General features: G+C 67.9%; 20 protein-coding genes and 1 riboswitch. Of the genes, 10 read left to right on the plus strand and 10 right to left on the minus strand.

What is annotated here, in order from left to right; all coding sequences use genetic code 11:
- Positions 1–43: 43 nt before the first annotated feature.
- The gene (gene metG / locus F6X37_RS14225) at positions 44–2,176 is read left to right on the plus strand and encodes a methionine--tRNA ligase (RefSeq protein ID WP_187611771.1); all 2,133 of its coding nucleotides are present in this window, start codon (positions 44–46) and stop codon (positions 2,174–2,176) included.
- Between the two features lie 97 nt (positions 2,177–2,273).
- Here metG and F6X37_RS14230 read toward each other — a convergent pair whose 3' ends face one another.
- Both F6X37_RS14230 and F6X37_RS14235 read right to left on the minus strand, forming a co-directional pair.
- A complete protein-coding gene (locus F6X37_RS14230) occupies positions 2,274–6,593 on the minus strand; it encodes a translocation/assembly module TamB domain-containing protein (RefSeq protein WP_187611772.1) in 4,320 nt (1,439 codons plus the stop codon).
- A gap of 45 nt (positions 6,594–6,638) precedes the next feature.
- The gene (locus F6X37_RS14235) at positions 6,639–8,492 is read right to left on the minus strand and encodes an autotransporter assembly complex protein TamA (RefSeq protein ID WP_187611773.1); all 1,854 of its coding nucleotides are present in this window, start codon (positions 8,490–8,492) and stop codon (positions 6,639–6,641) included.
- A 267-nt stretch (positions 8,493–8,759) separates the two neighbouring features.
- Here F6X37_RS14235 and F6X37_RS14240 point away from each other — a divergent pair, with 267 nt between their 5' ends.
- The 4 genes from F6X37_RS14240 (at position 8,760) to panD (ending at position 11,477) form a co-directional block, all read left to right on the plus strand.
- Positions 8,760–8,945 carry a DUF3460 family protein gene (locus F6X37_RS14240; protein WP_090803441.1) on the plus strand — a complete coding sequence of 62 codons (186 nt, stop codon included), beginning with the start codon at positions 8,760–8,762 and terminating at the stop codon, positions 8,943–8,945.
- A gap of 20 nt (positions 8,946–8,965) precedes the next feature.
- Complete coding sequence (locus tag F6X37_RS14245) at positions 8,966–9,913, plus strand: segregation and condensation protein A (protein WP_222944839.1); 948 nt, start codon at positions 8,966–8,968, stop codon at positions 9,911–9,913.
- A gap of 283 nt (positions 9,914–10,196) precedes the next feature.
- The gene (gene panC, locus F6X37_RS14250) at positions 10,197–11,030 is read left to right on the plus strand and encodes a pantoate--beta-alanine ligase (protein WP_187611862.1); all 834 of its coding nucleotides are present in this window, start codon (positions 10,197–10,199) and stop codon (positions 11,028–11,030) included.
- A gap of 60 nt (positions 11,031–11,090) precedes the next feature.
- Entirely contained in the window at positions 11,091–11,477 is a 387-nt protein-coding gene (panD, locus tag F6X37_RS14255) for an aspartate 1-decarboxylase (RefSeq protein ID WP_187611774.1), read from the plus strand.
- A 45-nt stretch (positions 11,478–11,522) separates the two neighbouring features.
- On the opposite strand, the gene F6X37_RS14260 is transcribed toward panD, so the two are convergent.
- The gene (locus F6X37_RS14260) at positions 11,523–12,161 is read right to left on the minus strand and encodes a ParA family protein (protein ID WP_090803440.1); all 639 of its coding nucleotides are present in this window, start codon (positions 12,159–12,161) and stop codon (positions 11,523–11,525) included.
- A gap of 244 nt (positions 12,162–12,405) precedes the next feature.
- Between F6X37_RS14260 and F6X37_RS14265 the strand changes: the two genes are divergently transcribed.
- Positions 12,406–12,825, plus strand: coding sequence for a PaaI family thioesterase (locus F6X37_RS14265; RefSeq protein ID WP_090803438.1), 420 nt, complete (start codon positions 12,406–12,408; stop codon positions 12,823–12,825).
- A gap of 57 nt (positions 12,826–12,882) precedes the next feature.
- Here the strand turns inward: F6X37_RS14265 and F6X37_RS14270 are convergent, their stop codons facing one another.
- Positions 12,883–14,409, minus strand: coding sequence for a cobyric acid synthase (locus F6X37_RS14270; RefSeq protein WP_187611775.1), 1,527 nt, complete (start codon positions 14,407–14,409; stop codon positions 12,883–12,885).
- Positions 14,410–14,498: 89 nt separating this feature from the next.
- On the opposite strand from F6X37_RS14270, the gene cobU reads away from it, so the two are divergent.
- Genes cobU through F6X37_RS14290 form a run of 4 tightly spaced genes read left to right on the plus strand, consistent with a single transcriptional unit; the run spans position 14,499 to position 18,109 of the window.
- Complete coding sequence (cobU, locus tag F6X37_RS14275) at positions 14,499–15,053, plus strand: bifunctional adenosylcobinamide kinase/adenosylcobinamide-phosphate guanylyltransferase (RefSeq protein ID WP_187611776.1); 555 nt, start codon at positions 14,499–14,501, stop codon at positions 15,051–15,053.
- The gene (cbiB, locus tag F6X37_RS14280; protein WP_187611777.1) at positions 15,053–15,994 is read left to right on the plus strand and encodes an adenosylcobinamide-phosphate synthase CbiB; all 942 of its coding nucleotides are present in this window, start codon (positions 15,053–15,055) and stop codon (positions 15,992–15,994) included. The genes cobU and cbiB overlap by 1 nt, the downstream gene beginning before the upstream one ends.
- A 33-nt stretch (positions 15,995–16,027) precedes the next feature.
- On the plus strand, positions 16,028–17,104 hold the full coding sequence (gene cobD / locus F6X37_RS14285; RefSeq protein ID WP_187611778.1) for a threonine-phosphate decarboxylase CobD: 1,077 nt from the start codon (positions 16,028–16,030) through the stop codon (positions 17,102–17,104).
- Between the two features lie 54 nt (positions 17,105–17,158).
- The gene (locus F6X37_RS14290; RefSeq protein ID WP_262419915.1) at positions 17,159–18,109 is read left to right on the plus strand and encodes a cobalamin-binding protein; all 951 of its coding nucleotides are present in this window, start codon (positions 17,159–17,161) and stop codon (positions 18,107–18,109) included.
- A 53-nt stretch (positions 18,110–18,162) separates the two neighbouring features.
- On the opposite strand, the gene cobC is transcribed toward F6X37_RS14290, so the two are convergent.
- The 6 genes from cobC to F6X37_RS14315 all read right to left on the minus strand — a co-directional run bounded on the left by cobC (position 18,163) and on the right by F6X37_RS14315 (position 24,557).
- Positions 18,163–18,753, minus strand: a complete 591-nt coding sequence (gene cobC / locus F6X37_RS14295; RefSeq protein WP_187611780.1) for an alpha-ribazole phosphatase — start codon at positions 18,751–18,753, stop codon at positions 18,163–18,165.
- Positions 18,738–19,514, minus strand: a complete 777-nt coding sequence (locus F6X37_RS14300; protein WP_187611781.1) for an adenosylcobinamide-GDP ribazoletransferase — start codon at positions 19,512–19,514, stop codon at positions 18,738–18,740. The genes cobC and F6X37_RS14300 overlap by 16 nt, the downstream gene beginning before the upstream one ends.
- A 73-nt stretch (positions 19,515–19,587) precedes the next feature.
- A complete protein-coding gene (gene cobT / locus F6X37_RS36855; protein ID WP_262419916.1) occupies positions 19,588–20,649 on the minus strand; it encodes a nicotinate-nucleotide--dimethylbenzimidazole phosphoribosyltransferase in 1,062 nt (353 codons plus the stop codon).
- Between the two features lie 33 nt (positions 20,650–20,682).
- A complete protein-coding gene (locus F6X37_RS36860) occupies positions 20,683–21,492 on the minus strand; it encodes an ABC transporter ATP-binding protein (protein ID WP_410451339.1) in 810 nt (269 codons plus the stop codon).
- Between the two features lie 29 nt (positions 21,493–21,521).
- Positions 21,522–22,586, minus strand: coding sequence for a FecCD family ABC transporter permease (locus tag F6X37_RS14310; protein ID WP_187611863.1), 1,065 nt, complete (start codon positions 22,584–22,586; stop codon positions 21,522–21,524).
- Positions 22,587–22,625: 39 nt separating this feature from the next.
- The gene (locus F6X37_RS14315; RefSeq protein ID WP_187611782.1) at positions 22,626–24,557 is read right to left on the minus strand and encodes a TonB-dependent receptor domain-containing protein; all 1,932 of its coding nucleotides are present in this window, start codon (positions 24,555–24,557) and stop codon (positions 22,626–22,628) included.
- An 89-nt stretch (positions 24,558–24,646) separates the two neighbouring features.
- Positions 24,647–24,912, minus strand: a riboswitch (cobalamin riboswitch).
- Positions 24,913–24,976 lie beyond the last annotated feature (64 nt).

Here is a 24,976-nt window from a genome sequence, read left to right on the forward strand (position 1 = left end):
AGCTGTGTATAAGAGACAGCCACCGCAGGCACCCCCGATCCTTATGTCAGCACCCGCCACCGACCTCCCAGCAGGCGCGCCGCCCGGCCGCCGTCAGATTCTCGTCACGTCGGCCCTTCCTTATGCGAACGGGCAGATTCATATCGGCCATCTGGTCGAATATATCCAGACGGACATCTGGGTCCGGGCGCTGCGAATGCACGGCCATGAGGTCTACTACGTCGGCGCAGACGACACGCACGGCACGCCGGTGATGCTGCGCGCGGAACAGGAAGGTCTGACGCCGAAACAGCTGATCGATCGCGTCTGGCTCGAACACAAGCGCGACTTCGACAGCTTCGGCATTTCGTTCGACAACTACTACTCGACGGACTCCGACGAAAACCGCGTGCTCAGCGAAAACGTCTACCTCGCGCTGAAGGAAGCGGGGCTGATCGACGCGCGCGAGATCGAACAGGCGTACGACCCGGTCAAGGAAATGTTCCTGCCGGACCGCTTCATCAAGGGCGAGTGCCCCAAATGCGGCGCCAAAGACCAATACGGCGACAGCTGCGAGGTCTGCGGCTCGACCTACCAGCCCACCGAGCTCGTCAATCCGTACTCGGTCGTCTCGGGCGCGACGCCGATTCGCAAGACCTCGACGCACTACTTCTTCCGCCTGTCCGATCCGCGCTGCGAGAACTTCCTGCGCGCCTGGGTCGGCGGCCTCGCGCAGCCGGAAGCGACCAACAAGATGCGCGAATGGCTCGGCGACGCCGGCGAAGCCAAGCTCGCCGACTGGGACATCTCGCGCGACGCGCCGTACTTCGGCTTCGAGATTCCGGGCGCGCCCGGTAAGTATTTCTACGTGTGGCTCGACGCGCCGGTCGGCTACTACGCGAGCTTCAGGAACCTCGCCGAAAAACGCGGCCTCGACTTCGACGCGTGGGTCCGCAAGGGCTCGACGGCCGAGCAGTACCACTTCATCGGCAAGGACATCCTGTATTTCCACACGCTGTTCTGGCCCGCGATGCTCGAGTTCTCGGGCCATCGCACGCCGACCAACGTGTTCGCGCACGGCTTTTTGACGGTCGACGGCGCGAAGATGTCGAAGTCGCGCGGCACCTTCATCACCGCGCAAAGCGTGATCGACACCGGCCTGAATCCGGAATGGCTGCGCTACTACTTCGCGGCCAAGCTGAACAGCACGATGGAAGACCTCGACCTGAATCTCGACGACTTCCAGGCGCGCGTGAACAGCGATCTGGTCGGCAAATACGTGAACATCGCGAGCCGCGCGGCCGGCTTCCTGATCAAGCGCTTCGACGGCCGCGTGCAGGACAGCGCGATGCATCATCCGCTGCTCGGCACGCTGCGCGCGGCGCTGCCGCAGATCGCCGCGCACTACGAGGCGCGCGAGTACAGCCGCGCGCTGCGTCAGACCATGGAGCTCGCCGACTCGGTCAACGCCTACGTCGATACCGCCAAGCCCTGGGATCAGGCGAAAGACCCGGCCAATGCGGTCGCGCTGCACGAGACCTGCAGTGTCAGCATCGAGGCGTTCCGTCTGCTGTCGCTGGCCCTGAAGCCGGTGCTGCCGAAGCTCGCCGACGCGGTCGAGGCTTTCCTCGGCATCGAGCCGCTCGTGTGGGCCGACGCCACCGTGCCGCTCAGCTCGGCGCGCCCGATCAACGCGTACAAGCATCTGATGACGCGCGTCGATCCGAAGCAGATCGAGGCGCTGCTCGCGGCCAATCGCGACTCGCTGCAGGCCACGCCGGAAGCGGCGCCGGCCGACGCGAAGGCCAAGGCGAAGGCCCACGCCAAGGCCGTCGCCGCGAAGGAAGAAGAGGCCGGCATCATCACGATCGACGACTTCGCGAAGGTCGATCTGCGCATCGCGAAGATCGTCGACTGCAAGGCGGTGGAAGGCTCGGACAAGCTGCTGCAACTGACGCTCGACGTCGGCGAAGAGAAGACCCGCAACGTGTTCTCGGGCATCAAGTCCGCGTATCAGCCGGAGCAGCTGATCGGCAAGCTGACCGTGATGGTCGCGAACCTGGCGCCGCGCAAGATGAAGTTCGGCATGTCCGAGGGCATGGTGCTGGCGGCATCGGCGGCGGACGAGAAGGCTGAACCGGGCCTCTACGTGCTCGAGCCGCATAGCGGCGCGAAGCCCGGCATGCGCGTGAAGTAACGCGCGGCGCCTTCGGGCGCCTCGCCCCACCTCGCCGCAGGCAGGTATGACGAAAACGGCACGCTTCCAGGCGTGCCGTTTTTTTATGTTGCCCGCGTCACCACGAGAACCGGTCGAAGCGCCGCGTGTACAGCACGTCGGCGCCATAGAACGTGCCGCCATACACGACCAGCGACCAGTATCGCGTCAGATTGATCGTCGCCTTGATCGCATTGCTCGCCGACTGCAACCCTTGCTCGTAGCCGATCACGAGCCGCTCGTTGATCGCCTTCGACACCATCACGACTTGCGGATCGGTCAGGCCGACGTCGCTGCGGCCGATCGAAAACTCGTCGAGCCCGACGGTCTGCGCGATCCGCTGACCCGTCGCGCTGCCGAGCAGCGCGAGCGCGGTCGTCATCGTGCTCTGCTGGCCGAGGTTGTTGCCCTGGTCGGTGCCGTGGCCGAACAGCAGCCACGACAGTTTTTCGTTGTCCGGCACGCTTGGCTCCGACACGAGTCGCGCGACCGGCGCCTGCAGCGTGCCCGTTACCTGTACGCCGGCCTCGACCTGCTGGTTGCGGCGCATCGCGAGAATGTTGATGCCCGGATTCGTGACTGGCCCGTTGAACGTGAAGAAACCGTTCTCGATCGCGAGCTTGCGGCCGAATTGGGTGTAGGTCGAACCCGGCGTGACGCGCACGTTGCCGACCGCGCGCAGCGGCGTATTCGGCGCGCTCGTCGCGGTGATCGTGCCGGCGAGGCCGAGATCGGCGCCCTTCCCACGGAAGCGGAAGTCGTTGCCGAGGCCGATCTCGATGTTCGCGCGTGGCGCGAACGGGCTCGCCGGCGGCTGGCCGCCTTCGCTCGGACGCGGCCGGCCGCCCGAGCGCGTGCCGTCCGGGCGGATGATCACGACGTCGTCGCCGAGGCTCGGCGCGGCCTGCTCGGGCAGATCGAACCGCGCGCTGTCGACCACGAACTTGCCGTCGATCACAGGCCCGCGCTCCACGCCGCCGTTCGAGATGTTCGCACTGCCCGACAGCGACAGATGGCGGTCCGGCGACGCGAACACATCGAGCTTGTCCGCGACGATGCTCGCGGTCATGTCGGGCTCCGGGCTGTCGAGACGCACGCGGCCGGTCGCGCGCAGCGTGCCGCTCGCGCCGTGGAACTCGACCTGCTGGAAGTCCACCATGTTCTGCGACAGCGCGATGCGCACGACCCCGTCCTTCAGTTGCACGCCCTGACTCACGACCGTCGCGGACAGACCGTCGCCGGTCAGCGAGCCGGTCACGTTCGGTTTCGCGACCGTGCCGCCGAGCGCGAGCTTCAGCGCGAGATGGCCGTCGAGCAGATAGCTGGGGCCGAGCAGGCCGCCCGTCGTGCGCAGCGACGGCACGTTCGCGTTCACGTTGCCCGACAGCGCGCTTTGCGGATCGACGCTCAACATGCCGTCGCGCAGCACGAGCGGCGTGTGCGCGTCGGCATCGATCACGCCGACGCGGCTCGCCTGCGCATGCACGGTCGCATTGAGTCGGTTGCCGCCGGTGAATTCGGCGCGCGCGCGGATGTCGCCAATGCCCATCGACGAGAGCCCGCGGCCGATTTCAACCGTCACGTCGCCGCTGCGCCGGCGCAGCTCGATGTGGCCGCTCGCCGTCGCGCCGAGCGAGAAGTCCCAGTCGCCGTCGAACACGAGGTCGGTGCGCACGGCGGGCGGCTCGCCGGTGATCTGGTGACGCAGCTCCTGCAAGTGCGCGAGCGACACATCGGTCAGGCTGCCGGCCGACTGGATGCGGCCGTGATCGAACGCGAATGACTTCAGGGTCAGCACCGAGCCTTCGATCGTCAGGCGCGTTGCGCCGAGCGTGAGGTGCCCCGGCCCGGCGCTGAGCGCGAGCGGCGATTCGAGATTGAGCGCCGGCGTGCCGCGATTTTGCAGACGTGTGACGGTGCCGTCCCAGCGCGAGCCGTCGCGCGTGTCGGTCAGCTTGCCGTTGGCGGCGAGCGTCAGATCGAGCGGTCGGTCCTGCAGCTTGCCGGTCGCGGCGGCTTCGAGCGTGTGGTTCGCGCGTGTGCCGGACAGGCGGGCGGTCAGCGTGGCGAGGTCGACGCCGCCCGCGTTGACATTGCGCGCGTCGGTCGTGAACGCGAGCGCGCCGTTCGCGCCGTCGCGCAACTCGGCGTGGCCTTCCGCATGGCCGATGCGGTTGCTCGCGAACACGACGCTGTCGGCCTTGTAATTCAGCGTGACGTTCGGATGCGCGAACGAGCCGGTAACGTCGCCGTCCGCGGCGACCGCGCCCGCGAGGCCGAAGCCGAGCCGATCGAGCTGCGGCGCGTCGATGCCGAAGCGCAGCCGGTCGCCGGCCGCGCCGAAGCTGCCTTGCAGATTCACCCGGTTGCCCGCCACCGAAAGATTCGCGTGGCTCGGCAGGATTCGCGAGCCGGCCAGCTGGATCATGCCGCCGCCCGTGAGCGGCAGGTCGTTGTAGACGCTCGGACCGAGCGTGAATTCGGCGCGCGTCGTGAAGACCGGCGCGAGCACACCTGCTGCCGTGACCGTGGCGTTCACGCGCGCCTCGATCCTGCGCGCTGGCGGACCTGCATGCGCGGCTGCTCGATGCGCGGGCGGTGGCGTCCTGCGCTCGAGCACTTCGGTCTGCGCCGCGGCCTGCGCGGTGTTCTTCGCGATGGCGGCGGCCTGATCGCCGGACGCCGTGCTCTTCGCGCCGGCGGTGCTGCCCACGAGCGCCGCGGCTTGCGCTTGCCGCTCGCGTTGCGCGCCGCTCGCGGCGGACGCGCCGGATGTCGTGACAGGCGTGCGGGCGGGCATCTGCGAGGTCAGCGACAGCGGATCGAAATCGGTCAGTTGCGCCTTCAGGTTGTAGGTCAAGTTCTCATCGTGCTTCAGCGCGCCCGATAGATCGATGCGGCCACGGCCCGACGTGACGCGCACGTCGTTGAAGCTGATGCGTGCGGGGTCGAACGTAATCTTGCCCTGGGCGCGCAGCGCGGCGGCGGGGTCGGCGAGATCGAGCGTCAGGGTCTGGATGTCGTCGTTCAGGCGGATGCCGATCGGGCCGGACAGCTGCGTCGGCCGCACGGTCGCCTGCAGCGCGTTCAGGTCGAGCCGCGCGACGCTCAGATCGAGCCGGCCGTGCCGGCCGCTCAGCGCACCGCCGCCGGTGAGCGTCGCGTTGCGCACGAGCCGCACGTTCAGGTTCGAGATGCTCTGCGTGTGGGCGTCGAGGCGCACGTCGGCGTTCGCATCGATCAGCGGCAGCAGTTTCTGGTCGATTGCGCCGGGTTTCGCGTTGACGATCGAGACATGGCCGGCGACGGCGAAACCCGCCGCCGGTTTGGCCGGCGTGTGGTGGCCGCCGAAGATGTGATGCGGATGGCTCGCGGCCGACGGTTTCGCCGCGCTGGCTGTGCCAGGGGCGGTCGCCGCGCCCTGCTCGACCGGCTGCAGCTCCGCGCGCACCGCCAGATCGGCCAGCGGCGCACCTGGCGCGAAAGCCTGCGGATTCACATGATCGAAGCTCAGCGTCGCGCGCTGCAACGGCACCGCGGCGAACGGCGCCGCTTCGACCCGCGCGTGGCCGGCGAGCTTCATGCCGCTCGCATCGAGCTCGGCGACGAGCTGCTCGAGCGTGCCGCTCAGGTGGCCGGCCACCTGCACCGCTTCATCGTTGACCTTGCCCGCATAACCGACTTCGCCGGTGAGCGGAAACGGCCGCACGCCATCGAGTTTCGCCGCTGCCGTCAGCGCCCCGAACGGCGTATCGAGCCGATCGATCGCGGCCTCGTGATGACGCCCGTCGCTGCGCCCATGAAACGCGAAGCTGGACAGCTCCGTCGTCGACGCGCCCTGGTGCAGCAGCAGCCGCTCGACCCGCACGTCGCGGATCTCCAGCTGCATCGGTAGCTGCAGATCCTGCGGCAAGCTCAGCGGCTCGCTGGTGCTCGACGACGACGGGCCGACGCGCGCCTCGATCGTGCCGACGTGCAGGTAGTCGATCGTGAACCGCCACGGCTCGCGCGCGAGCGCCCAGCTGCCCGCGATGCGGTCGATCTCGATGTCGGTGCCGCTGCCGTCGAGGCTGCGCCAGCGCACGTCGCGCAGTTGCACGCCGCGCGCGAGCGTGCCGCCGTCGAGCGTGCCGGCGAGCCGGCCGCCGAGCAGCTTCACGGCCGCGTGCCACGCGTACGCGGTGCCGCGCTCGGTCGTCAGCGCCCCGTACAGCAGACCGACCGCGAGTGCGGCGAGCAGTACCAGCATGACCACCGTGCCCGCGACCGACTTCAGCAGCAGCCGGCCCCAGCGCCGCTTCGGCGGCGGCGTGTCGGGCGGCTGCTGCCCATCCGGCGGTCCTGGCGGCATGGCGCCGGGCGGCTGCGCGGGGGGCGGGGCGGTGACGTCGGTGGTCATGCGTGAATACGGTGGCAAATAAGATAGTGGGTTGTCGTCAAAACGTCAGAACGCGATGCCGAGCGTGATATACGGCCGCACCCGGTTATCGCGGATCCCGTAAGCGACATCGAGATTGACCGGGCCGACCGGGCTGCGCCAGCGCGCGCCGACGCCGGCGCCCGGATAGAAAACTTTTTCGCCCCAGGTGTCGGTCGCGGTGCCGATGTCGAAGAATACGGCCGCGCCCCAGTTGTGCGAGAACCAGTGCTGGTATTCGGCCGCGCTCGTCAGCAGGTACTTGGTCGGCAGGATCGAGCCGGCGACGTTGTTACCGATGCTCTGGAAGCCGTAGCCGCGCACCGAGTTCGAGCCGCCCGCGCGGAACAGCAGCGACGCCGGAATGCCGCTCGAGCTGCCGCTCGTGAATACGCCGCCGAGCTCGGCGCGGATCAGCACGATGTCGTCGACGCCGATCGGGAAATACTGCTGGCCGCGCGCGTAGCCGCGGATGAACGACTGGTCGGCGAGCAGACCTTTCACCGCGAAGCCCGCCTCGACGTGGATCAGGTTGCCGCGGCGCGGGAACAGCGGGTCGTCGGTGTCGCGCCGCGTCCACGACCACCCCGGCACCAGCGCGTGCGCGCGGGTCGGCGGCGCCGCGTTCTGGTCGAGCTGATCGTCGTAGAACAGCAGCGAATAGCTGTAGTCGAGGAACTGCGACGTGCGCGAGCGCTGCACGCCGCCGCGGATGCTGTAGATGCGCGTGTCGGAGACGTCGGTGGTCGTGTACGACGCGAGCGCGCTATTGGTCCACCCGTGCTGGCCCGGCGGCATCGACAGCTGGATCTGCCCGTATTGCTGCGTCTTGTCGGCGCGGCCCTCGACGGTGAACGGCCACGCCGCGCCGAACGTGTTCAGATACGTGTAGCCGCCCTGCACGAGCGGGCCGTTGTCGGTCGAATAGCCGACGCCGCCGCGGAAGCTGTGATACGGAAACTCCGACACCTTCACGTGCACCGGCGTGTCGAGCGGCTTGGCGGGGTTGTCGTCGAGGTCGATCGCGACGCTCGCGAAGTACGGCGTGTTCTGCAGTTGCCGCTGCAGTTCGGCGACAGTGCGCGTGTCGTAGATCTCGCCCGGCGAGATCGGATTGACGTTGTGGACGATGCGCTCCGGATAGCGCTTCGTGCCCTGCACGTCGAGTTGGCCCATCGTGAAGGTCGGCCCGCTGTCGTAGATCACCGACAGCTTCGCCGTGTGCGTGCGCGGATCGATCAGCGCCTCCGAGTGGTAGATCTTCGCGGCGAGGTAGCGGCGCGATTGCAGCTCGTGCAGCGACGCGTTCTTCGCGTCGTCCCAGGCGCCCTGCGAGAACGGCTGGCCCTCGTGCAGCGAGAACGCGAAGCGCGTCGCGTTTTCGCGCGATGGGTCTTCGGTCAGCACCGCGCCGCGAAACGACAGATCGACCGACGTGACTTTGGTCTGCGGGCCCGGCTCCACGCGCACGGTGACCTGCCGCAGATTGTCGACGGTGCGCACGTCGGTGCTGACGAGCGGCGAGAAATAGCCCTGCGTCGCGGCGAGATCGCGCACCTGCTGTGGCGTCGCGGTGATCAGGAACGAGAACTGGTCGTCGGTGACGTCGGGCCGCTTCGCGAAACGCGAGATATCGAGGTGCTGTTCGAGCAGCCGGCGCAGCGCGCGCGGCTCGGCGACCACCTCAAGCTTGTAGCTCGGTGCCTTGCTCGCCGCGTGAGCCTTGCCCGCGGCGAGCAGCAACATCAGGAGGCCGAGGCCGACGGCGAGCGACACACGCAGCCAGCACCGCGCGAGCGCCTCGCGCTCGCGCGCGCGCCCGCGCGCCTGGCCGGTCTCGCCGCGCAACGCACGCGGCATGTCGATCGTACCTCCCGCCAAACAGGACCTCCGGCCTCAATGAGTGAATTCTCGCGCCCCGGCCGCGCATGCGATCGAGGCATGCTATTTGACCACAACGCGACCCCGATCGGCCTGTCTCGTACCCCCGGCGGAGCTCCGCGCTTCATCTCAAAAATGGGCGGCCCGCGGCGATTTTCGACCGCCCGCGACGCATGCGGTAAAATCGCGGACGACGGCGCCCTCCCCGCGGCACCGCGCAGCGGCCAGCCCGAGAGCCGCCACCCTACCCACCACGGACGTCGAGCCATGTATCAATCGGACATCACCCAGTTCCTGAACCAGCTCAAGCAACAGAAGCCCAATCTGGAGGCCGAGCAACGCAAAGGCCGCGCACTGCTGTGGGACAAACAGCCGATCGATCTGGAAGAGCGCGCCGAGCAGAAAACTTCGCGCGTGGAGCAGACGCCTTACTCGTACTACCAGAACTTCTAAGCTCCCCAGTCACGCCGACGATGAGTCACGCTGACGAGGTGCATGGTCCGCTTCACGGCCCGCTTCACGGCCCGATACACGGCCCGGTTCACGGCCCCGTTCACGGCCCCGTTCACGGCCCAGCGCCGGCACCGTCCGACACCGCGCTTTCCACGCCCGCCACCGATTCGACGCCCGACACGGTCGACGGCGTCGCGTTCGCGCGTCTGTACGGCGAGCCGCTGTTCAAGCTGCCGAACGACCTGTACATCCCTCCGGACGCGCTCGAGGTATTCCTCGAGACCTTCGAGGGGCCGCTCGACCTGCTGCTGTACCTGATCCGCAAGCAGAACTTCAACGTGCTCGACATCCCGATGGCGGATGTCACCGTGCAATATCTCGGCTACGTCGAGCAACTGCGCAAGACCAATCTCGAACTGGCGTCCGAGTATCTGCTGATGGCCGCGATGCTGATCGAAATCAAGTCGCGCATGCTGCTGCCGGTCAAGAAGGCCGACACCGGCGAGGAAGCCGAAGACCCGCGCGCCGAACTGGTGCGCCGCCTGCTCGAATACGAGCAGATGAAGCTCGCCGCGCAACGCATCGACCAGTTGCCGCAGCTTGGGCGCGATTTCCTGCGCGCCGAGGTCTACATCGAGCAGAGTGTCGCCCCGCGCTTCCCGGACGTGAACAGCGACGACCTGCGCGCCGCGTGGGCCGACGTGATCAAGCGCGCGAAGCTGGTCCAGCATCACAAGATTTCGCGCGAGGAGTTGTCGGTGCGCGAGCACATGAGCCTGATCCTGCGGCAGTTGCAGAATGCGCGCTTCATCGAGTTTTGCGATCTGTTCGACACGAGCCGCGGCGTGCCGGTCGTCATCGTGAATTTCATCGCCGTGCTCGAGCTGTGCCGTGAATCGCTCGTCGAAATCACCCAGGCGGAGCCGTTCGCGCCGATTTACGTGCGATTGGCGTATCTACCGGCCTGAGCGCTGAATGACGGCCGCTTGACGGCCGGACCACGGCCGAACCGTGGAAATCTCGCTACGAACACCGTCGCAGTGAAGCCTGGCGGGCCTCAGCGGGGAGTGCGCGGCAAGCGGGCCGCGCGCCGCTCGGAAGTGCCGCCGCGTTTCGGTGCGTCCGCTGCCCAAATCCACTACAATCCGCGCTCCGAACCCGTCATTTGCCGGTGAGGCGATGAGCCGCGCGATTCCGCCAGGTGTCGCGCCAACCGGATCGCGCGCCGCGCGAGCCTATCCCTGTCCGATCATGAAAGTCATCAGCTCGATCCATGAATTGCGCGACCAGTTGCGCGGCCAGAATCGCACGGCCTTCGTGCCGACGATGGGCAACCTGCACGAGGGCCATCTGTCGCTGATGCGCCTCGCGCGCCAGCACGGCGACCCGGTCGTGGCAAGCATCTTCGTCAACCGCCTGCAGTTCGGCCCGAACGAGGATTTCGACAAATATCCGCGCACGCTCGAAGCCGACATCGAGAAGCTGCAGAAGGAAGGGGTCTACGTGCTGTTCGCGCCGACCGAAAGAGACATGTATCCGGAGCCGCAGGAATACCGCGTGCATCCGCCGCACGATCTCGGCGACATCCTCGAGGGCGAATTCCGCCCCGGCTTCTTCCACGGTGTGTGCACGGTCGTGATGAAGCTGATGTCGTGCGTGCAGCCGCGCGTCGCGGTGTTCGGCAAGAAGGATTACCAGCAGCTGATGATCGTGCGCCAGATGTGCCACCAGTTCGCGTTGCCGACCGACATCGTCGCAGCCGAAACCGTGCGCGACACCGACGGCCTCGCGCTCAGCTCGCGCAACCGGTTCCTTTCGGCCGCCGAACGCGCCGAGGCGCCGATGCTGGCCGCCGAACTCAATCGGGTGCGCGACGCGGTGCTCGCGGGCGAGCGCGACTTCGCGAAACTCGAAGAGTCGGCCAAAGCGACGCTCGCGACGCGCGGCTGGAATCCCGATTACATCGCGATCCGCAAGCGCTCGAACCTGATCGCGCCCGGCGCGCAGGACGCCAACGCACCGCTCGTGGTACTGGCCGCCGCGAAGCTCGGCGCGACCCGGCTCATCGACAACCTCGAAATCTGACGCCGCAACCGCCCGCGCGAACACAGTTACACTGCGCAGTCACACAGGATTGGATTGATCATGCAACGCAATATGCTGAAGTCGAAGATTCACCGCGTCGCGGTCACGCACTGCGAGCTCCACTACGAGGGCTCGTGCGCGATCGACGAAGATCTGCTCGAAGCGGCGAACATCGTCGAAAACGAGCGTATCGACATCTGGAACATCAACAACGGCGAGCGCTTCTCGACCTACGCGATCAAGGGCGAGCGCGGCAGCGGCATGATTTCGCTGAACGGCTCGGCCGCGCGTCGCGCGCAGCTCGGCGATCTGGTCATCATCGCGGCGTTCGCGGTGGTCGACGAGGCGGAGCTGAAGGCGGGCTGGAAGCCGGACCTCGTGTTCGTCGATGAAAACAACAAGATCAAGGGCAGCCGCGACCACGTGCCCACGCAGGCCTGGCGCTGAGCGAAGCTCAGCTTGACGCTTGACTGATGGCGGGCAGCCCCCGCCTCAGCCCTTCTTCCCCGCGCCGTTCGTCCACTCGACGATCGGCTGCCACTGCTCCAGATCCTTCTCCACACGGCTTTTCGCGACGTCCCACAGCGTCAGGCCGTGCGCCGCGAGCTGCACGTAGTTCTGCGTGTCGCGCAGAAAACCGAGCACCGGCAGCTTCAATCCCTCGACGAAGCGATGCAGCTGCTCGGCCGAGCGCGTGCGCGCATCGACGCGCATGCCGACCACGCCGACCTCGATCGCGCCCTTCCTGACCGCCTTTTCCTTCGCCAGCCGCTCGAGAAATTCCTGGGTCGCGAGAATATCGAACAGCGACGGCTGCAACGGCACGATCACCTTGTCGGCGAGATCGAGCGCGATGTTCAGGCGATTGCCGTGCAGGCCGGCCGGCGTGTCGACGACCGCGTGCTCGAGGCCTTTCGGCGGCTTGGCCGGCGTGTCGGGATTGACCTCCCAGGTTTCGATGTTCGGCAGCGTGGCGGGCCGTAATTCGAGCCACGCATGCGCGGAATGCTGCTTGTCGAGGTCGGCCAGCGCGACCCATTCGCCCGCCGCGGCGAAATAGCCGGCCAGATTGGTCGCTAGCGTGCTCTTGCCCACGCCGCCCTTCGGATTCGCCACCACGATCACCGACATGAAATCTCCCGGAAAGAAGGCTGGACACCGCCAGCCGGTTTGCCGCGCTATTGCTCCGTCCCCGCCGATCCGCTGTGACCGGTGCCGGCGGGCTCCACGATCGCTGCCGTTCGAAGTTCGGTTTCCAGGGACGCCCGCCGGTCCAGCCGTTGATAATATCGACAAATTCAGCGCGGCCGAAGCCCCCGCATCGCGAATCGGCCGCTCCAACCCGCCGTTTTTTTCGACAAGGACCTGAAATCTCATGAGCAAACTACGCCCGGAATACACCGTCGAACGCCTGCTGGAGCGCCAGAAGGGCACGCTGCCGGACCTGCTGGGCCTGCGCGTGCTGACCGTGGACCAAGGCACGCTGGTCGCCGAACTGACCGTGCGCGAGGCGCTGCTCGCGCCGAACGGCTTCCTGCACGCGGCCACGGTGATCGGCCTCGCCGACACCGCGTGCGGCTACGCGTGCATCGCGCATCTGCCCGAAAACTCGCGCAACTTCACGACGATCGAGCTGAAGAGCAACTTCCTCGGCACCGCGACGCAGGGCACGATCCGCGCGGTCGCCAAGGGTGTGCACCTTGGGCGCAGCACGCAGGTCTGGGACGCGACGGTCACCGGTCCGGATGGTAAGACCATCGCGCTGTTTCGTTGCACGCAGATGGTGTTGTACTGAGCGAACCGCCCGCGCAGCAATCGCGTTCAAGCCGATAAAGAAGACCGGCGCAAAGCGTCACCCCAGCGCCGCGAACAGCCTGCGCATATCGACGTGCCCGGCCAGCGTATCGGCCAGCCGCTCCAGCGACGCCTCGCGCAACGCCGGATAGTCGAGCGCTTCGGCATCGCTCAAACCCGCCCATGCGAGCAGCGCCGCGCACGCGGCCGGCGTGTCGAACAGCCCATGCACGTAGGTCGTGAGAATCTGGCCATCGGCGGACATCGCGCCATCGGGACGGCCAAAGTCCGCGCCGCCCTCGTGCGGGCCAGCGTGGTCGAGTCGCAGCGCCGGCGTGTCCAATGCCGGCCCGCGCGTCTCGCCCATATGAATCTCGTAGCCGGCGACGTCCGGCGTGCCGGGCAGCGCCAGGCGCCCGGTCACATTCTTCAGCGTCTTGTCGCGCGTGAGCACGGTCGCATAGTCGAGCCAGCCGAAGCCCGCGAAGGTGCCCGGCGCGCCCTCGACGCCATGCGGATCGGCGATCTCGCGGCCCAGCATCTGCATGCCGCCGCAGATGCCGATCACGCGGCCGCCGTAGCGCAGATGCCGCGCCAGCACGTCGTCCCAGCCCTGTGCGCGCAGAAACGCGAGGTCGTCCGGCACGTTCTTCGAGCCCGGCAGGATGATCAGATCGGCGGCCGGCGGCGGCGTACCCGCGCGCACATAGTGAAAATCGACCTGCGGATGCGCGCGCAACGCGTCGAAGTCGGTGTGATTGCTGATGTGCGGCAGCACCGGCACGACCACGCGCAGCAGACGGCCCGAATCAACGCTCGCCGCCGCGCGCAGCTCGGGCGGCAGCATGTCCTCGGCGTCGAGCGTCAGGCCATGCAGATACGGCACGACACCGAGCACCGGCTTGCCGGTCTTCGCTTCCAGCCAGTCGAGCCCGGGCTTCAGCAGACCGATGTCGCCGCGAAAGCGGTTGATGATGAAGCCGCGCACGCGCGCCTGCTCGCTGTCGGACAGACACGCGAGCGTGCCGGTCAGGTGCGCGAACACGCCACCGCGATCGATGTCGGCGACCAGCACGACCGGGCAGTCGACCGCCTCCGCGAAACCCATGTTCGCGATGTCGCGCTCGCGCAGATTGATCTCGGCCGGACTGCCCGCGCCTTCGACGAAAATCGTGTCGTACGACGCGCGCAGCCGCGCATACGACTCCAGCACCGCCTCGAACGCGACCGGCTTGTAGTCGTGATACGCGCGCGCGTCGAGATTGATGCGCGCCTTGCCGTGGATGATCACCTGCGCGCCGCGATCGCTGGTCGGCTTCAGCAGCACCGGGTTCAGATCGGTGTGCGCGTCGATGCCCGCGGCGAGCGCCTGCAATGCCTGCGCGCGGCCGATCTCGCCGCCATCGACGGTCACCGCGCTGTTCAACGCCATGTTCTGCGGCTTGAACGGCGCGACCCGCGCACCCGCGCGCCGCGCGAGGCGGCACAGTCCCGCAACCAGCGTGCTCTTGCCCGCGTCGGACGTGGTGCCCTGGATCATCAGCGTGCCGCGCGGCACGGGCAGGGTGTCGGGAGGAATTGGCATTCGGGTCACGGCGGTGCAGGTGGAAGATGGACAGTGGCGTTGCAATGCAATCGAGCGGCATTATCCCATCGCGCCGGTACAATCATAGGATGACTCCCCGCGACCTCACCTTCGTCCTCGGCGGCGCCCGCTCCGGCAAGAGCGCGCATGCCGAGCGGCTCGCCAGCGACAGCGCCTTCCCCGTCACCTACATCGCCACCGCCCGCGTCACCGACGACGCCGAATTCAACGCGCGCATTGCGCATCATCGCGAGCGGCGGCCCGCGCATTGGGGGCTCGTCGAAGCGGACGACGACCTCGCCGGCGCGCTCGCGCAACACGACGCGCCGGGCCGGTGTCTGCTGATCGACTGCCTGACGCTGTGGCTCGCAAACCTGCTATGTCCCGCCGACGGCGCGGCGCCGCCGCTGTCGCACTACTACGAGCAGGCCGCCGCGTTCGAAGCGGCGCTCGCCGGCGCGCGCGGCAAGATCATCGTCGTCAGCAACGAGATCGGCCTCGGCGTCGTGCCGCTCGGCGAAGCCACGCGTCTTTACGTCGACGAACTCGGGCGCTTGAATCAGCGCATCGCCGCGTTGAGCAGCGCGGCCACGCTGATGGTCGCGGGACTGCCGCTCGCGCTGAAAAGCGCGAGCCGCGTGTGATGCCGCCGCTGACCATGCCGCTGGTCGCGACGCTCGCGGTCGCGGGCGTCGCCGTCGACCGCTGGTTCGGCGAGCCGGGCCGCCGGCATCCGCTGGTCGGCTTCGGCAACTGGGCGGCGCGTATCGAGGCGCGCTTCAATCACGACCGGCGTCTGCGGCTCAGGGGCCTGCTCGCATGGGCGCTCGCGGTTCTGCCGCCGGTGTTGATCGCGTGGTGGCTCGTCGCCGTGCTGCCGTTGTTCGCGGCCTGCGCGCTGCATGTCGCGCTGCTGTGGTTCGCGCTCGGCGCGCGCAGCCTGCGCGATCACATCGCGCCGATCGCGCGGGCGCTCGGCCAACGCGATCTGGCCACGGCACGTGAGTTGACCGCACGGATCGTCTCGCGCGACACCGCGCAGTCGGACGAGGCCGCGCTCGCGCGCGCCGCGATCGAATCGGCGCTCGAAAACGGCAACGACGCGATCTTCGGCGCGCTGTTCTGGTTCGCGCTCGCGGGCGGGCCCGGCGCGCTCGGCTTTCGCCTCGCCAATACGCTCGATGCGATGTGGGGTTATCGCACGCCGCGCTATCTGCGCTTCGGCTGGGCCGCCGCGCGCATCGACGACATCCTGAACTGGATTCCCGCGCGGCTGACTGCCACGAGCTACGCGCTGCTCGGCGACACGCTGACCGCCTGGCGCTGCTGGCGCGAGCAGGCGCCGCGCTGGGACAGCCCGAACGCGGGCCCGGTGATGGCTGCCGGCGCCGGCAGCCTGAACGTGCTGATCGGCGGGCCGGCCGTATATCACGGCACGCTCGAGCACCGGCCGACGCTGGGCTTCGGGCGTCCCGCCGAGGCGCGTCATGTGGGCGCCGCGTTGATGCTGGTCGAACGCACGGTGATTCTCTGGCTGGCCGTGCTGATCGTGCTGGCGTTGTTGAGCGTGCCGTTTCATGGCTGAGCGGAACGACGCGCGTAGCGATGGGATGAGCGCATGACCGACTGGACGCAACCGCGCGAGCACGCCGCAAGCGGCCCGATCGCGCACGGCGGCAACCTGCATGAAGCGGCGGCGCGCTACGGCATTGCGTACGCGCAGTGGCTCGATCTGTCGACGGGCATCAATCCACACGGCTATCCGGTGCCGCCGCTGCCCGCCGACGCGTGGCGCCGTTTGCCCGACGAAGGCGACGGCTTCGCCGAGCGGGCCGCGCGCTACTACGGCGCGCCCGATGCCGCGCACGTGCTGCCCGTCGCCGGCAGCCAGGCGGCGATTCGCGCGCTGCCCGCGTTGCTGTCGCCCGCGACGGTCGGCATCGCGCCGCTGACCTACGGCGAGTACGCGCCCGCGTTCGCGCGCGCCGGACACGCGGTCGCGCCGCTCGACGTGCATCGCGACACGCTGCCCGCCGCGCTCACGCACGTCGCGATCGTCAACCCCGACAATCCGACCGCCACGCATATCGATGCCGCCAGGCTGCTGCACTGGCACGCGCAGCTGCGCGAACGCGGCGGCACGCTGCTCGTCGACGAAGCGTTCGCCGATACGCTGCCGGCCGCGCGGGTCGCGTCGCTGGCGGCGCATACGCACCGGGACGGGCTCGTCGTGTTGCGCTCGCCCGGCAAGTTCTTCGGGCTCGCGGGTGTGCGCGCCGGCTTCGTGCTGGGCGCGCCCGCATTGCTCGCCGCGTTGCGCGACAGGCTGGGGGCGTGGACCGTCAGCGGTCCCGCGCGTCATGCGGTGAGCGCCGCGTTCGACGATGCCGCGTGGCAAACGCGCATGCGTGAGCGGCTCATCGGCGACAGCGCGCGGCTTGCCGGGCTGTTGCATGCGCACGGTTTCGCGACACGCGGCACGCCGCTTTTCGCATGGACCGACGATGCGCGCGCCGCCGCGTTGCATGAAGCGCTCGCGCGGCGCGGCGTGTGGACGCGTCTTTTTCCGCCATCGCTTCGGGTGCCGTCGGCCAGCGTGCGCTTCGGGCTGCCGGGCGACGAAGCCGAATGGACCCGCTTCGAGCAACAGTTGCAACAGGCGGTTGACTCGATCGATACCGCGCGGTCGAGTTAGCGCAGTGACCTTCGCACCCAAGCCGCTCAACGCTTCGTGATCCGCCCTCGTCCGATGATCCGCTTTGCTCGTTCCATCCGCTTTGCCCCGCCCGCGCACCGCTTGATCGATTGGTTCGGCGCCGCAGCGCTCGCGCTGACCGCACTGAGCGCGCACGCCGCGATCACCGTCACCGACGACAGCGGCGCGACCGTCACGCTCGCCGCGCCCGCGCAGCGCGTGATCAGCCTCGCCCCGCACGTGACTGAATTGCTGTACGCCGCGGGCGGCGGCCCGAAGATGGTCGGCGCGGTGTCGTACAGCGACTATCCGCCCGAAGCGAAGCAACTCCCGCGCGTCGGCGACAACAAGGCGCTCGACCTCGAACGCATCGTCGCGCTGAAACCGGACCTGATCGTCGTATGGCGGCATGGCAACGCGCAGCGCCAGCTCGAACGCTTGCGCGAGCTACACGTGCCGCTCTTTTTCAGCGAGCCGCGCCGTCTCGACGATATCGCCGTGTCGCTGACCAAGCTCGGCCGGCTGCTCGGCACATCGGCGAGCGCGGATGCGGCGGCGGCCGCCTTCCGCGACGACATCGCCCGTCTGCGCGCGCGGTATGCGAACCGCCCGGCCGTCAGCGTCTTCTATCAGGTATGGGACCGGCCGCTGATGACGCTCAACGGCGAGCACATGATCAGCGACGTGATCACGCTATGCGGCGGCCGCAATGTGTTCGCGGACCTGCAGCCGCTCGTGCCGACCGTGTCGATCGAAGCGGTGCTCGCGGCGAATCCGCAGGCGATCGTCACCGCCGCGCCCGGCGCGACGCGGCCCGACACGATGCTGCCGCAACTCGACACATGGCGCGCATGGCCGGGCCTCGCGGCCGTCGCGAACAACAACCTGTTTGCGATCGACGGCGATCTGATCAATCGCCCCGCGCCGCGCATCGCGCAAGGCGCGCGGCAACTGTGCGAGGACCTCGAACTGGCGCGCTCGCGCAGCAAGCAGCCCGCGCCATGACGGCGCCGCGTGTGGCGAGAAAAAAGGATCAGTTTTCCGGATGACCACGCGGGTCACGCATTCCATCGCACGAGCGACCACTGCAGCGTCTCGTCGTTACGTCGCAACCAGACGATCCCCGTCATATCTAGCGACCACTGCAGGCAATGCGCGAGCGGCACCTCCAGCACCCACGACGCGATCGCGCGCATCACGCCCGCGTGCGTGACCACGTATGCGGGCGACAGCTCGCGCGTCAGCGCGAACGCATCGAACCACGCTCGCACACGCGCGACGAATTGCGCGACGCTCTCGCCGCCGTGCGCGCGCGCATGTTCGAAATTGGCGGCCCAGTCGTCGAGCACCGCGCGATCGATCGTATCCCAGCGCTGCGCTTCCCACTCGCCGAAATCCATTTCCTTCAAGCGCTCGTCGTGGCTGACCACGCAGCCGAAGTCGTTCGCGATCTCGGTCGCTAGCGCGGCGCAGCGCGTAAGCGGACTCGTGATCAGCACCCGCGGCGCCGGCACCTGCAAGCTCGCGAGCTTCACCGCCAACGCATTGGACGTGACCTCGGCGCTTTCCGCCAACGCGACATCGCTATGGCCGTAACAAACCCCCGCCTCGAGCGCGACAGCGGGATGTCGAATCAGGACGATATCCATGCAAGCCCCACCAGGTAGATGCTCAATTCGAAGATCTGCTGCGCGAAGCCGAGGCAGTCGCCGGTATAGCCGCCGATGCGTCTGACGAAATAACGGCCCATCGCGAAGCGCAGCGCGAACAGCACAGCACACGTGAGCGCGGCGAAACGCCAGTCGGGCATGCCGGGGCCGTTCGGCCACAGCAGCCACGGCAGCCCGAACAGCGCGGCGCACAACAGCGCCGGCCCGCTCAAACGCTGCGCGACCGGCTTGGCTTTGCCGGCCGCGCGCACATAGTCGAGCGTGGCCAGGTAACTGATCGCGCACGCGCGGCTCGCGCCATGCGCCGCAAGCATCAGGCTTGCGGCGCGCAGCGGCGGCAATGCCGCGAGCGTTTGCCACTTGATCGCCAGAGCGATCACGAGCGCGATGGCGCCGAAAACACCGATGCGCGAGTCATGCATGATGCGCAGCGCATCGTCGCGCGTATAGGCGCCACCGAACGCATCGATGCAGTCGGCGAGACCGTCCTCGTGAAATGCGCCCGTGACCACGAGCGACGCGGCCATCGACAGCAGCACCGCGACACTCGCCGGAAACACGCGCAGCGCGGCCAGATAGACGAGCGCGCTGAAGCCGCCGACCAACACGCCGACGAGCGGAAAATAGCGCGCCGCGGCGTTCAGATAATGCGGCTCGAAACCGACCCAGCGCGGCACGGGCACGCGCGTGAAGTAACCGAGCGCCGTGAAGAAATAGCGCAGTTCCGCGAGCGGGTTCATGAACGTGGCGAGTGCAGGTTCACGGCGCTGCGGGCCGAGCTTCGCGTTATCGCGAAGCGCGTGCTCGTGCGCTTCACGGTTCGCGATCGGCGACGCCCGCCGAATCGAAGCTGGCCATCTCGTTGACGAAGGCCACCGCCGCGCGCAGCAACGGCACCGCGAGCGCGGCGCCCGTGCCTTCGCCGAGCCGCATGTCGAGCGACAGCAGCGGCTGCGCGCCGAAATGATCGAGCATGCGCCGATGCCCAGCCTCGTTCGACGCATGCGCGAACACACAGTACTCGCGCACGTCGGGCGAGAACGCATCGGCGACCAGCAGCGCGGACGTCGCGATGAAGCCATCGACGAGGATGGTCATGCGCGCCTCGGCGGCCGCCAGATACGCGCCCGCCATCATCGCGATTTCGAAGCCGCCGAAGGTCGCGAGCACGTCGAGCGGCGCGCGTGCATCCGCATGGCGCGCGAGCGCCGCCGCGAGCACGTTGCGCTTCTTCGCGAGTCCGGCATTGTCGAGACCCGTGCCGCGGCCGACGCAGTCGTCGATCGGCACACCGCACAGGCGGCTCATCAGACACGCGGCCGCCGACGTGTTCGCGATGCCCATCTCGCCGAAGCCGATCACGTTTGTGCCGAGCGCCGCGTGATGATGCACGCGCGCGGCGCCCGCCTGCATCGCGGCGAGCGCTTCGGCGTGCGTCATCGCGGCTTCGTGTGCGAAGTTGCGCGTGCCGGGCCCGACCGGAATGTCGACGAGTCGGTCCGTGGACGGCAGCGGCGTCGCGATGCCCGCGTTGACCACTTCGAGTTCGAGACCCGCGACGCGACTGAGCGCGTTGATCGCCGCGCCGCCCGCGATGAAGTTCGCGACCATCTGCGCGGTCACCGCTTGCGGATAGGGGCTCACGCCTTCGGCGGCGATGCCGTGGTCGCCCGCGAAAACGATCATCGCGGGACGCTGCACGGTGGGACGCGTACTACGCTGGATCAGGCCCATCTGGCGCGCCAGCGTTTCGAGCCGGCCGAGGCTGCCGGGCGGTTTGGTGCGCGTATCGATGATCCGCTGCAGTTCGGCGCGTAGCGTCTGATCGAGCGGCGCGACTTCGGGCAAACCGGCTGGGTGTGGGATGCGAGTCATAGGTGTGATCGAAACAAGGGATAGGAATAAATATCAGCCTGACTGTGCGTCATGGCCGGCAGGCGATTCGTGACGCGCGCGCGGCGCGGGTATCAGCGCCTCGTGCTCGCCGTCGCGAATCAGAATCAGCGGATAGCCGAACGCGCGGCTCGTCAACGCGGGCGTCAGCACGTCGCGCACTGGGCCCGCATACGCGCCGCCCGCGCCGTCGAGCAGCAACGCGTGCGTCGCGAAGCGGCGCGCGAGGTTCAGGTCGTGGCACGAGAACAGCACACTGCGGCGCGGTTCGCGCGTCCATGCGACGAGCGCTTCGAGACAGTCGACCTGATGATGCAGGTCGAGATGCGACAACGGTTCGTCGAGCAGCAACAGCGGCGCGTCCTGGCACAGCACCGCCGCGAGGGCAACGCGCTGACGCTCGCCGCCCGATAGCGACAGCACGTCGCGCGCCGCAAAGTCCGCAAGGCCGAGCCGTTCGAGCGCCGCCCGCGCGGCCGCGCGATCCTCGTCGCGCTCCCAGCCCCAGCCGCCCAGATGCGGGAAGCGGTTCAGCAGCACGATGTCGAGCACGCTTGCGTTGAACGCATCGGCCGCGCTTTGCGGCATCAGCGCGCGGCGCCGTGCGAGCGGCAGCGGCTGCCAGTCGGCCACGCGCACGCCATCGAGTTCGACATGGCCCGCCGCCGGATGCAACAGCCCCGCCAGCGTCGATAGCAAGGTGGTCTTGCCCGCGCCGTTCGGCCCGGCGATGCACCAGATTTCGCCCGCATGGAACGTGTGCGTGAACGCGTCGAGCAAGGTGCGCGCGCCGGCGCGCAACGTGAGGCGCTGCGTGCTCAGCATCGAACAGGTGGGGCTGGGTTTGGCTCGTATCATCGGCGGCGTTTGAGCAGCATCCACAGGAACACCGGTACGCCGACCAGCGACGTGATCACGCCGACCGGCAATTGCGCGGGCGCGATCACGGTACGCGCGATCAGATCCGCGCCCATCACCGCGACACCGCCGCCGAGCGCGGCCGCCGGCAGCAGCATGCGCTGATCGTTGCCGAACGCGAGCCGCAGCATGTGCGGCACGACGAGACCGACGAAGCCGATCGTGCCCGCGGTCGTCACCGCCGCGGCCGCCGCCAGCGACGCGACCAGGTACACACGCAAACGCAGCGGCATCACGGCGACGCCCAACGCCTGGGCGGCCGCGTCGCCGCGCAGCAACACGTTCAGACGCGGCGCGGCCGGCACGATCGCGAGCAGCACGAGCGCGAGCGCCATCAGCGCGGTCCACGGCAGCGCGCCGCCGTTGAGGTCGCCGGTGAGCCAGAACAGCATGCCGCGCAGACGGCTGTCGGGCGCGAGATTGAGCAGCAGCGTGATCAGCGCGCCCCACCCGGCCGCGATCACCGCGCCGGTCAATAGCAAACGGGGCGACGTGTCCTGCGGCTCGCCGCGCCATAGCTCGCGACGCGCGAGGCCGAGCACCAGCAGGATCGACACGAACGCACCCGCGAACGCGCTCGCATCGACGAGCCACCATGCGCCGCCCGCGATCATCGCAACGAGCGCGAACGTCGCCGCGCCGCCCGACACGCCGAGCACGTATGGCTCGGCCAGCGGATTGCGCAGCAGCACCTGCAGCAGCGCGCCGGCGAGCGCGAGCAACGCGCCGCACGCGAAGCCCGCGAGCGCGCGCGGCAAACGCAACGTACGCACGATTTCGCCGGCGAGATCGTCGCTGCCCGTGCCGCCGAACGTGTGCGTCGGCACGAGCGCCGCAAGCACGCGCGACGGCGCGAGCGGCACACTGCCGAGCACCAGCGAGGCGCCGAGCACCGCGATGGCGGCGAGCGCGAGCCCGAGCCAGATCGCGGCCGCGCGTTTCGCGTTCATCGGGCGCGGCGTCGCCATCGCGGCGCACAGCGAAGCGGACGCGCGGCTCATCCGCGTGCGTTCACGCATGCGGCCACCTCGGCGCGCGCGTCACTGCTGCTGCCAGCCGAGCGTGAGATACGCACCGCGTCGCGGCGAGTTATACGAGTAGGCCGTTTCATAATCCTTGTTGAACAGATTGTCGATTTGCGCACTGACGTACCAAGCTTTGGTGACGTTGTAGCGCGCCGACAGATTCACGATGCCATAACCGCCGAGGTTGCCGGTGCTATCGGTGCGCGGACCGCTGACGATCCACTCGCCGCCAACCCGCCATCCACCGATGCTGCGGTTCACCGCGAACGACCCGAACCGACGCGCGCGCCGCACGAGGTCGGTACCGTTGTCGAGATCGACCGGGTTCTGCAGCGTCACCGTTGCGCGCACGTCGGTCTTGCCGACATGACCGCTCCACGATCCCTCGAGTCCCTGCACCTTCGCACGGCCGACGTTCTCCGCGAGGTAGATGCCGGGGATCGTCTGCACGTAGTCGATCAGATTCGTATAGCGCGTCTGGAATGCGTTCAGACGCATCACGCCGAGCGCATCGGTCGCGTACTGCAAACCGGCTTCGACCGAATGACTGCGCTCGGGCTGGATCGACGGGTTGCCGCTGATCGGATAGTACAGATCGTCGAAGCTCGGCGCGCGGAACGCATCCGAATAGCTTGCGGTTACCTTCCAGCGCGACGTGATGTCGAATCCGTAGCCGAGATAGTAACTGTTCGCCCCACCGAAATCGGAGTACTGGTCGCGTCGCACGTTGGCCTGAATCTGGTTGCGGCCGAAGCGCGCGCTGTAGCCCGCGAAGACCGAATCGACGCGACGGTCGGGCGCGGCGAACGTGTCGGAGTCGAGCGTCTGGTCGAGATGCTCGTAGCCGAGTTGCAGCTTCTGGTTCGCGGCGAGCGCGAAATCGTTCTGCCACGTGTACTGGCGATTGTCGGTATCGAAGCGGCCGTTGTAGATGCCATTGGTGTTCGACACGCTGCGGTCGTCGCCCTCGGCGAGCGTGACGTGGGTGGTCCACCAGTCGGTCAGCTTGCCGTTCGCGAATACCGACACCTGACGCACCTTGCTATAGAGATTGTTCAGATCGGTGGGCTCGCCGTACGCATTGTCGTAGCTGTTGTCGTTGTTCGACTGGAAGTAGCTGACGCCCGCGTCCCACCTGTCGGTGAACTTGTGACGCAGCGACGCGCTGATGCTCTCGTTCAGATTGCCGTTTGCGTTCGGATTCGCGTTCGGCGCCTCGAGCGGATTGAGCGACGAAAAGCCGTCGTCCTTCGTGCGCGCGAGCGAGATGTTGAAGGTCGTGCGGCCGTCCTGATCGAGCGCGCCGTTCACGCCGGCCGTTTGCGTCTGCGTGTGATAGCTGCCGTAGCCGACCGAAAAATTGAAACGCGGCGGATGATCGCCGCCGTCTTTCGTGAACACCTGCACGACGCCGCCGATCGCGCCCGAACCATACAACGCCGACACGTTGCCGTTCACCACTTCGACGTGATCGACCTGATCGAGCGGAATCTGTGCGAGTTGAGCTGAGCCGAGACTCACCGAATCGACGCGCACGCCGTCGATCAGCAGCAGCGATTGCGTCGACGATGCGCCGCGCAGAAAGAGGCTCGTGGTCGAACCGGGGCCACCCGTGCGCGAGATTTGCGCGCCTGGCGCGAGTTGCAACAGGCCGGGCAGATCGGTCGCGGTCGTGTCGGCGATGTCCTGCTGATCGAACTGCGTAGTCTGCGGGATCGCATCGCGCAACGCTTGCGGTCCGCGTTGCGCGGTCACGACGATCGGCGACAGCACGTTGCCCGATGCATCGGTGGAAGTGAGATTGGCCGCGTCGGCAACGTTTGCGGCGCTCGCAGCGGTTGCATCCGTCGCGGACGATGAAGACGCGGGCTCGGCGCTTTGCGCATGCACGACGAGCGGCAGGCTCGCGAACGCGAGCAGCGTTGCGCGGGCGATGGGGGACAGCATGGGATGACATTCCTGTGGATAGCGTGCGCGGCCTGCTTCCCCGCAGGCCGACGCGTCACGAGGCGCCCCCTTGTTTAGCGTTTTCGCGGGGGACGTCCCTCTTTTCTGGCCGGTATCCGGGCTACGACACATCGATCCCGCCTTCCCACGCGTGACGCGCAGTGGCACACTCGCACGTTGAACTTCCAACCTTGCGACCAGGACCGACCTGCATGAGCACATCACATGCGGTCGCTTACCGTTGCGGGGGCAGCGCAGGTTCGCGCATCCGGTTTTGGCACCGCGCGCGTCCTGCTTCCCGTTTAACTGCGCGCGCCGAGAAGCGCGCGCGGGCACCAGAGTGCGGGAAGTTTACGAGCGGCCTCGCGGGGCGTCAAGAAAGGTCAACCGGAGCGCAATCGGTTCTGTTGAATGCAGCT

The sequence above is a fragment of the Paraburkholderia sp. 31.1 genome (assembly GCF_014397645.1).
GTDB lineage: Bacteria > Pseudomonadota > Gammaproteobacteria > Burkholderiales > Burkholderiaceae > Paraburkholderia > Paraburkholderia tuberum.

What these genes read in the sequence shown, in the direction of transcription:
- F6X37_RS14300 (WP_187611781.1), bottom strand. Translation starts at nt 19,514, where the DNA reads ATGAACCCGCTCGCGGAACTGCGCTATTTCTTCACGGCGCTCGGTTAC.
- F6X37_RS14230 (WP_187611772.1), bottom strand. Translation starts at nt 6,593, where the DNA reads ATGACCACCGACGTCACCGCCCCGCCCCCCGCGCAGCCGCCCGGCGCC.
- F6X37_RS14290 (WP_262419915.1), top strand. Translation starts at nt 17,159, where the DNA reads ATGATCCGCTTTGCTCGTTCCATCCGCTTTGCCCCGCCCGCGCACCGC.
- cobT (WP_262419916.1), bottom strand. Translation starts at nt 20,649, where the DNA reads ATGACTCGCATCCCACACCCAGCCGGTTTGCCCGAAGTCGCGCCGCTC.
- F6X37_RS36860 (WP_410451339.1), bottom strand. Translation starts at nt 21,492, where the DNA reads ATGCTGAGCACGCAGCGCCTCACGTTGCGCGCCGGCGCGCGCACCTTG.
- F6X37_RS14310 (WP_187611863.1), bottom strand. Translation starts at nt 22,586, where the DNA reads ATGAGCCGCGCGTCCGCTTCGCTGTGCGCCGCGATGGCGACGCCGCGC.
- F6X37_RS14245 (WP_222944839.1), top strand. Translation starts at nt 8,966, where the DNA reads ATGAGTCACGCTGACGAGGTGCATGGTCCGCTTCACGGCCCGCTTCAC.
- cobU (WP_187611776.1), top strand. Translation starts at nt 14,499, where the DNA reads ATGACTCCCCGCGACCTCACCTTCGTCCTCGGCGGCGCCCGCTCCGGC.
- cobC (WP_187611780.1), bottom strand. Translation starts at nt 18,753, where the DNA reads ATGGATATCGTCCTGATTCGACATCCCGCTGTCGCGCTCGAGGCGGGG.
- F6X37_RS14260 (WP_090803440.1), bottom strand. Translation starts at nt 12,161, where the DNA reads ATGTCGGTGATCGTGGTGGCGAATCCGAAGGGCGGCGTGGGCAAGAGC.
- panD (WP_187611774.1), top strand. Translation starts at nt 11,091, where the DNA reads ATGCAACGCAATATGCTGAAGTCGAAGATTCACCGCGTCGCGGTCACG.
- F6X37_RS14315 (WP_187611782.1), bottom strand. Translation starts at nt 24,557, where the DNA reads ATGCTGTCCCCCATCGCCCGCGCAACGCTGCTCGCGTTCGCGAGCCTG.
- metG (WP_187611771.1), top strand. Translation starts at nt 44, where the DNA reads ATGTCAGCACCCGCCACCGACCTCCCAGCAGGCGCGCCGCCCGGCCGC.
- panC (WP_187611862.1), top strand. Translation starts at nt 10,197, where the DNA reads ATGAAAGTCATCAGCTCGATCCATGAATTGCGCGACCAGTTGCGCGGC.
- cbiB (WP_187611777.1), top strand. Translation starts at nt 15,053, where the DNA reads ATGCCGCCGCTGACCATGCCGCTGGTCGCGACGCTCGCGGTCGCGGGC.
- F6X37_RS14270 (WP_187611775.1), bottom strand. Translation starts at nt 14,409, where the DNA reads ATGCCAATTCCTCCCGACACCCTGCCCGTGCCGCGCGGCACGCTGATG.
- cobD (WP_187611778.1), top strand. Translation starts at nt 16,028, where the DNA reads ATGACCGACTGGACGCAACCGCGCGAGCACGCCGCAAGCGGCCCGATC.
- F6X37_RS14240 (WP_090803441.1), top strand. Translation starts at nt 8,760, where the DNA reads ATGTATCAATCGGACATCACCCAGTTCCTGAACCAGCTCAAGCAACAG.
- F6X37_RS14265 (WP_090803438.1), top strand. Translation starts at nt 12,406, where the DNA reads ATGAGCAAACTACGCCCGGAATACACCGTCGAACGCCTGCTGGAGCGC.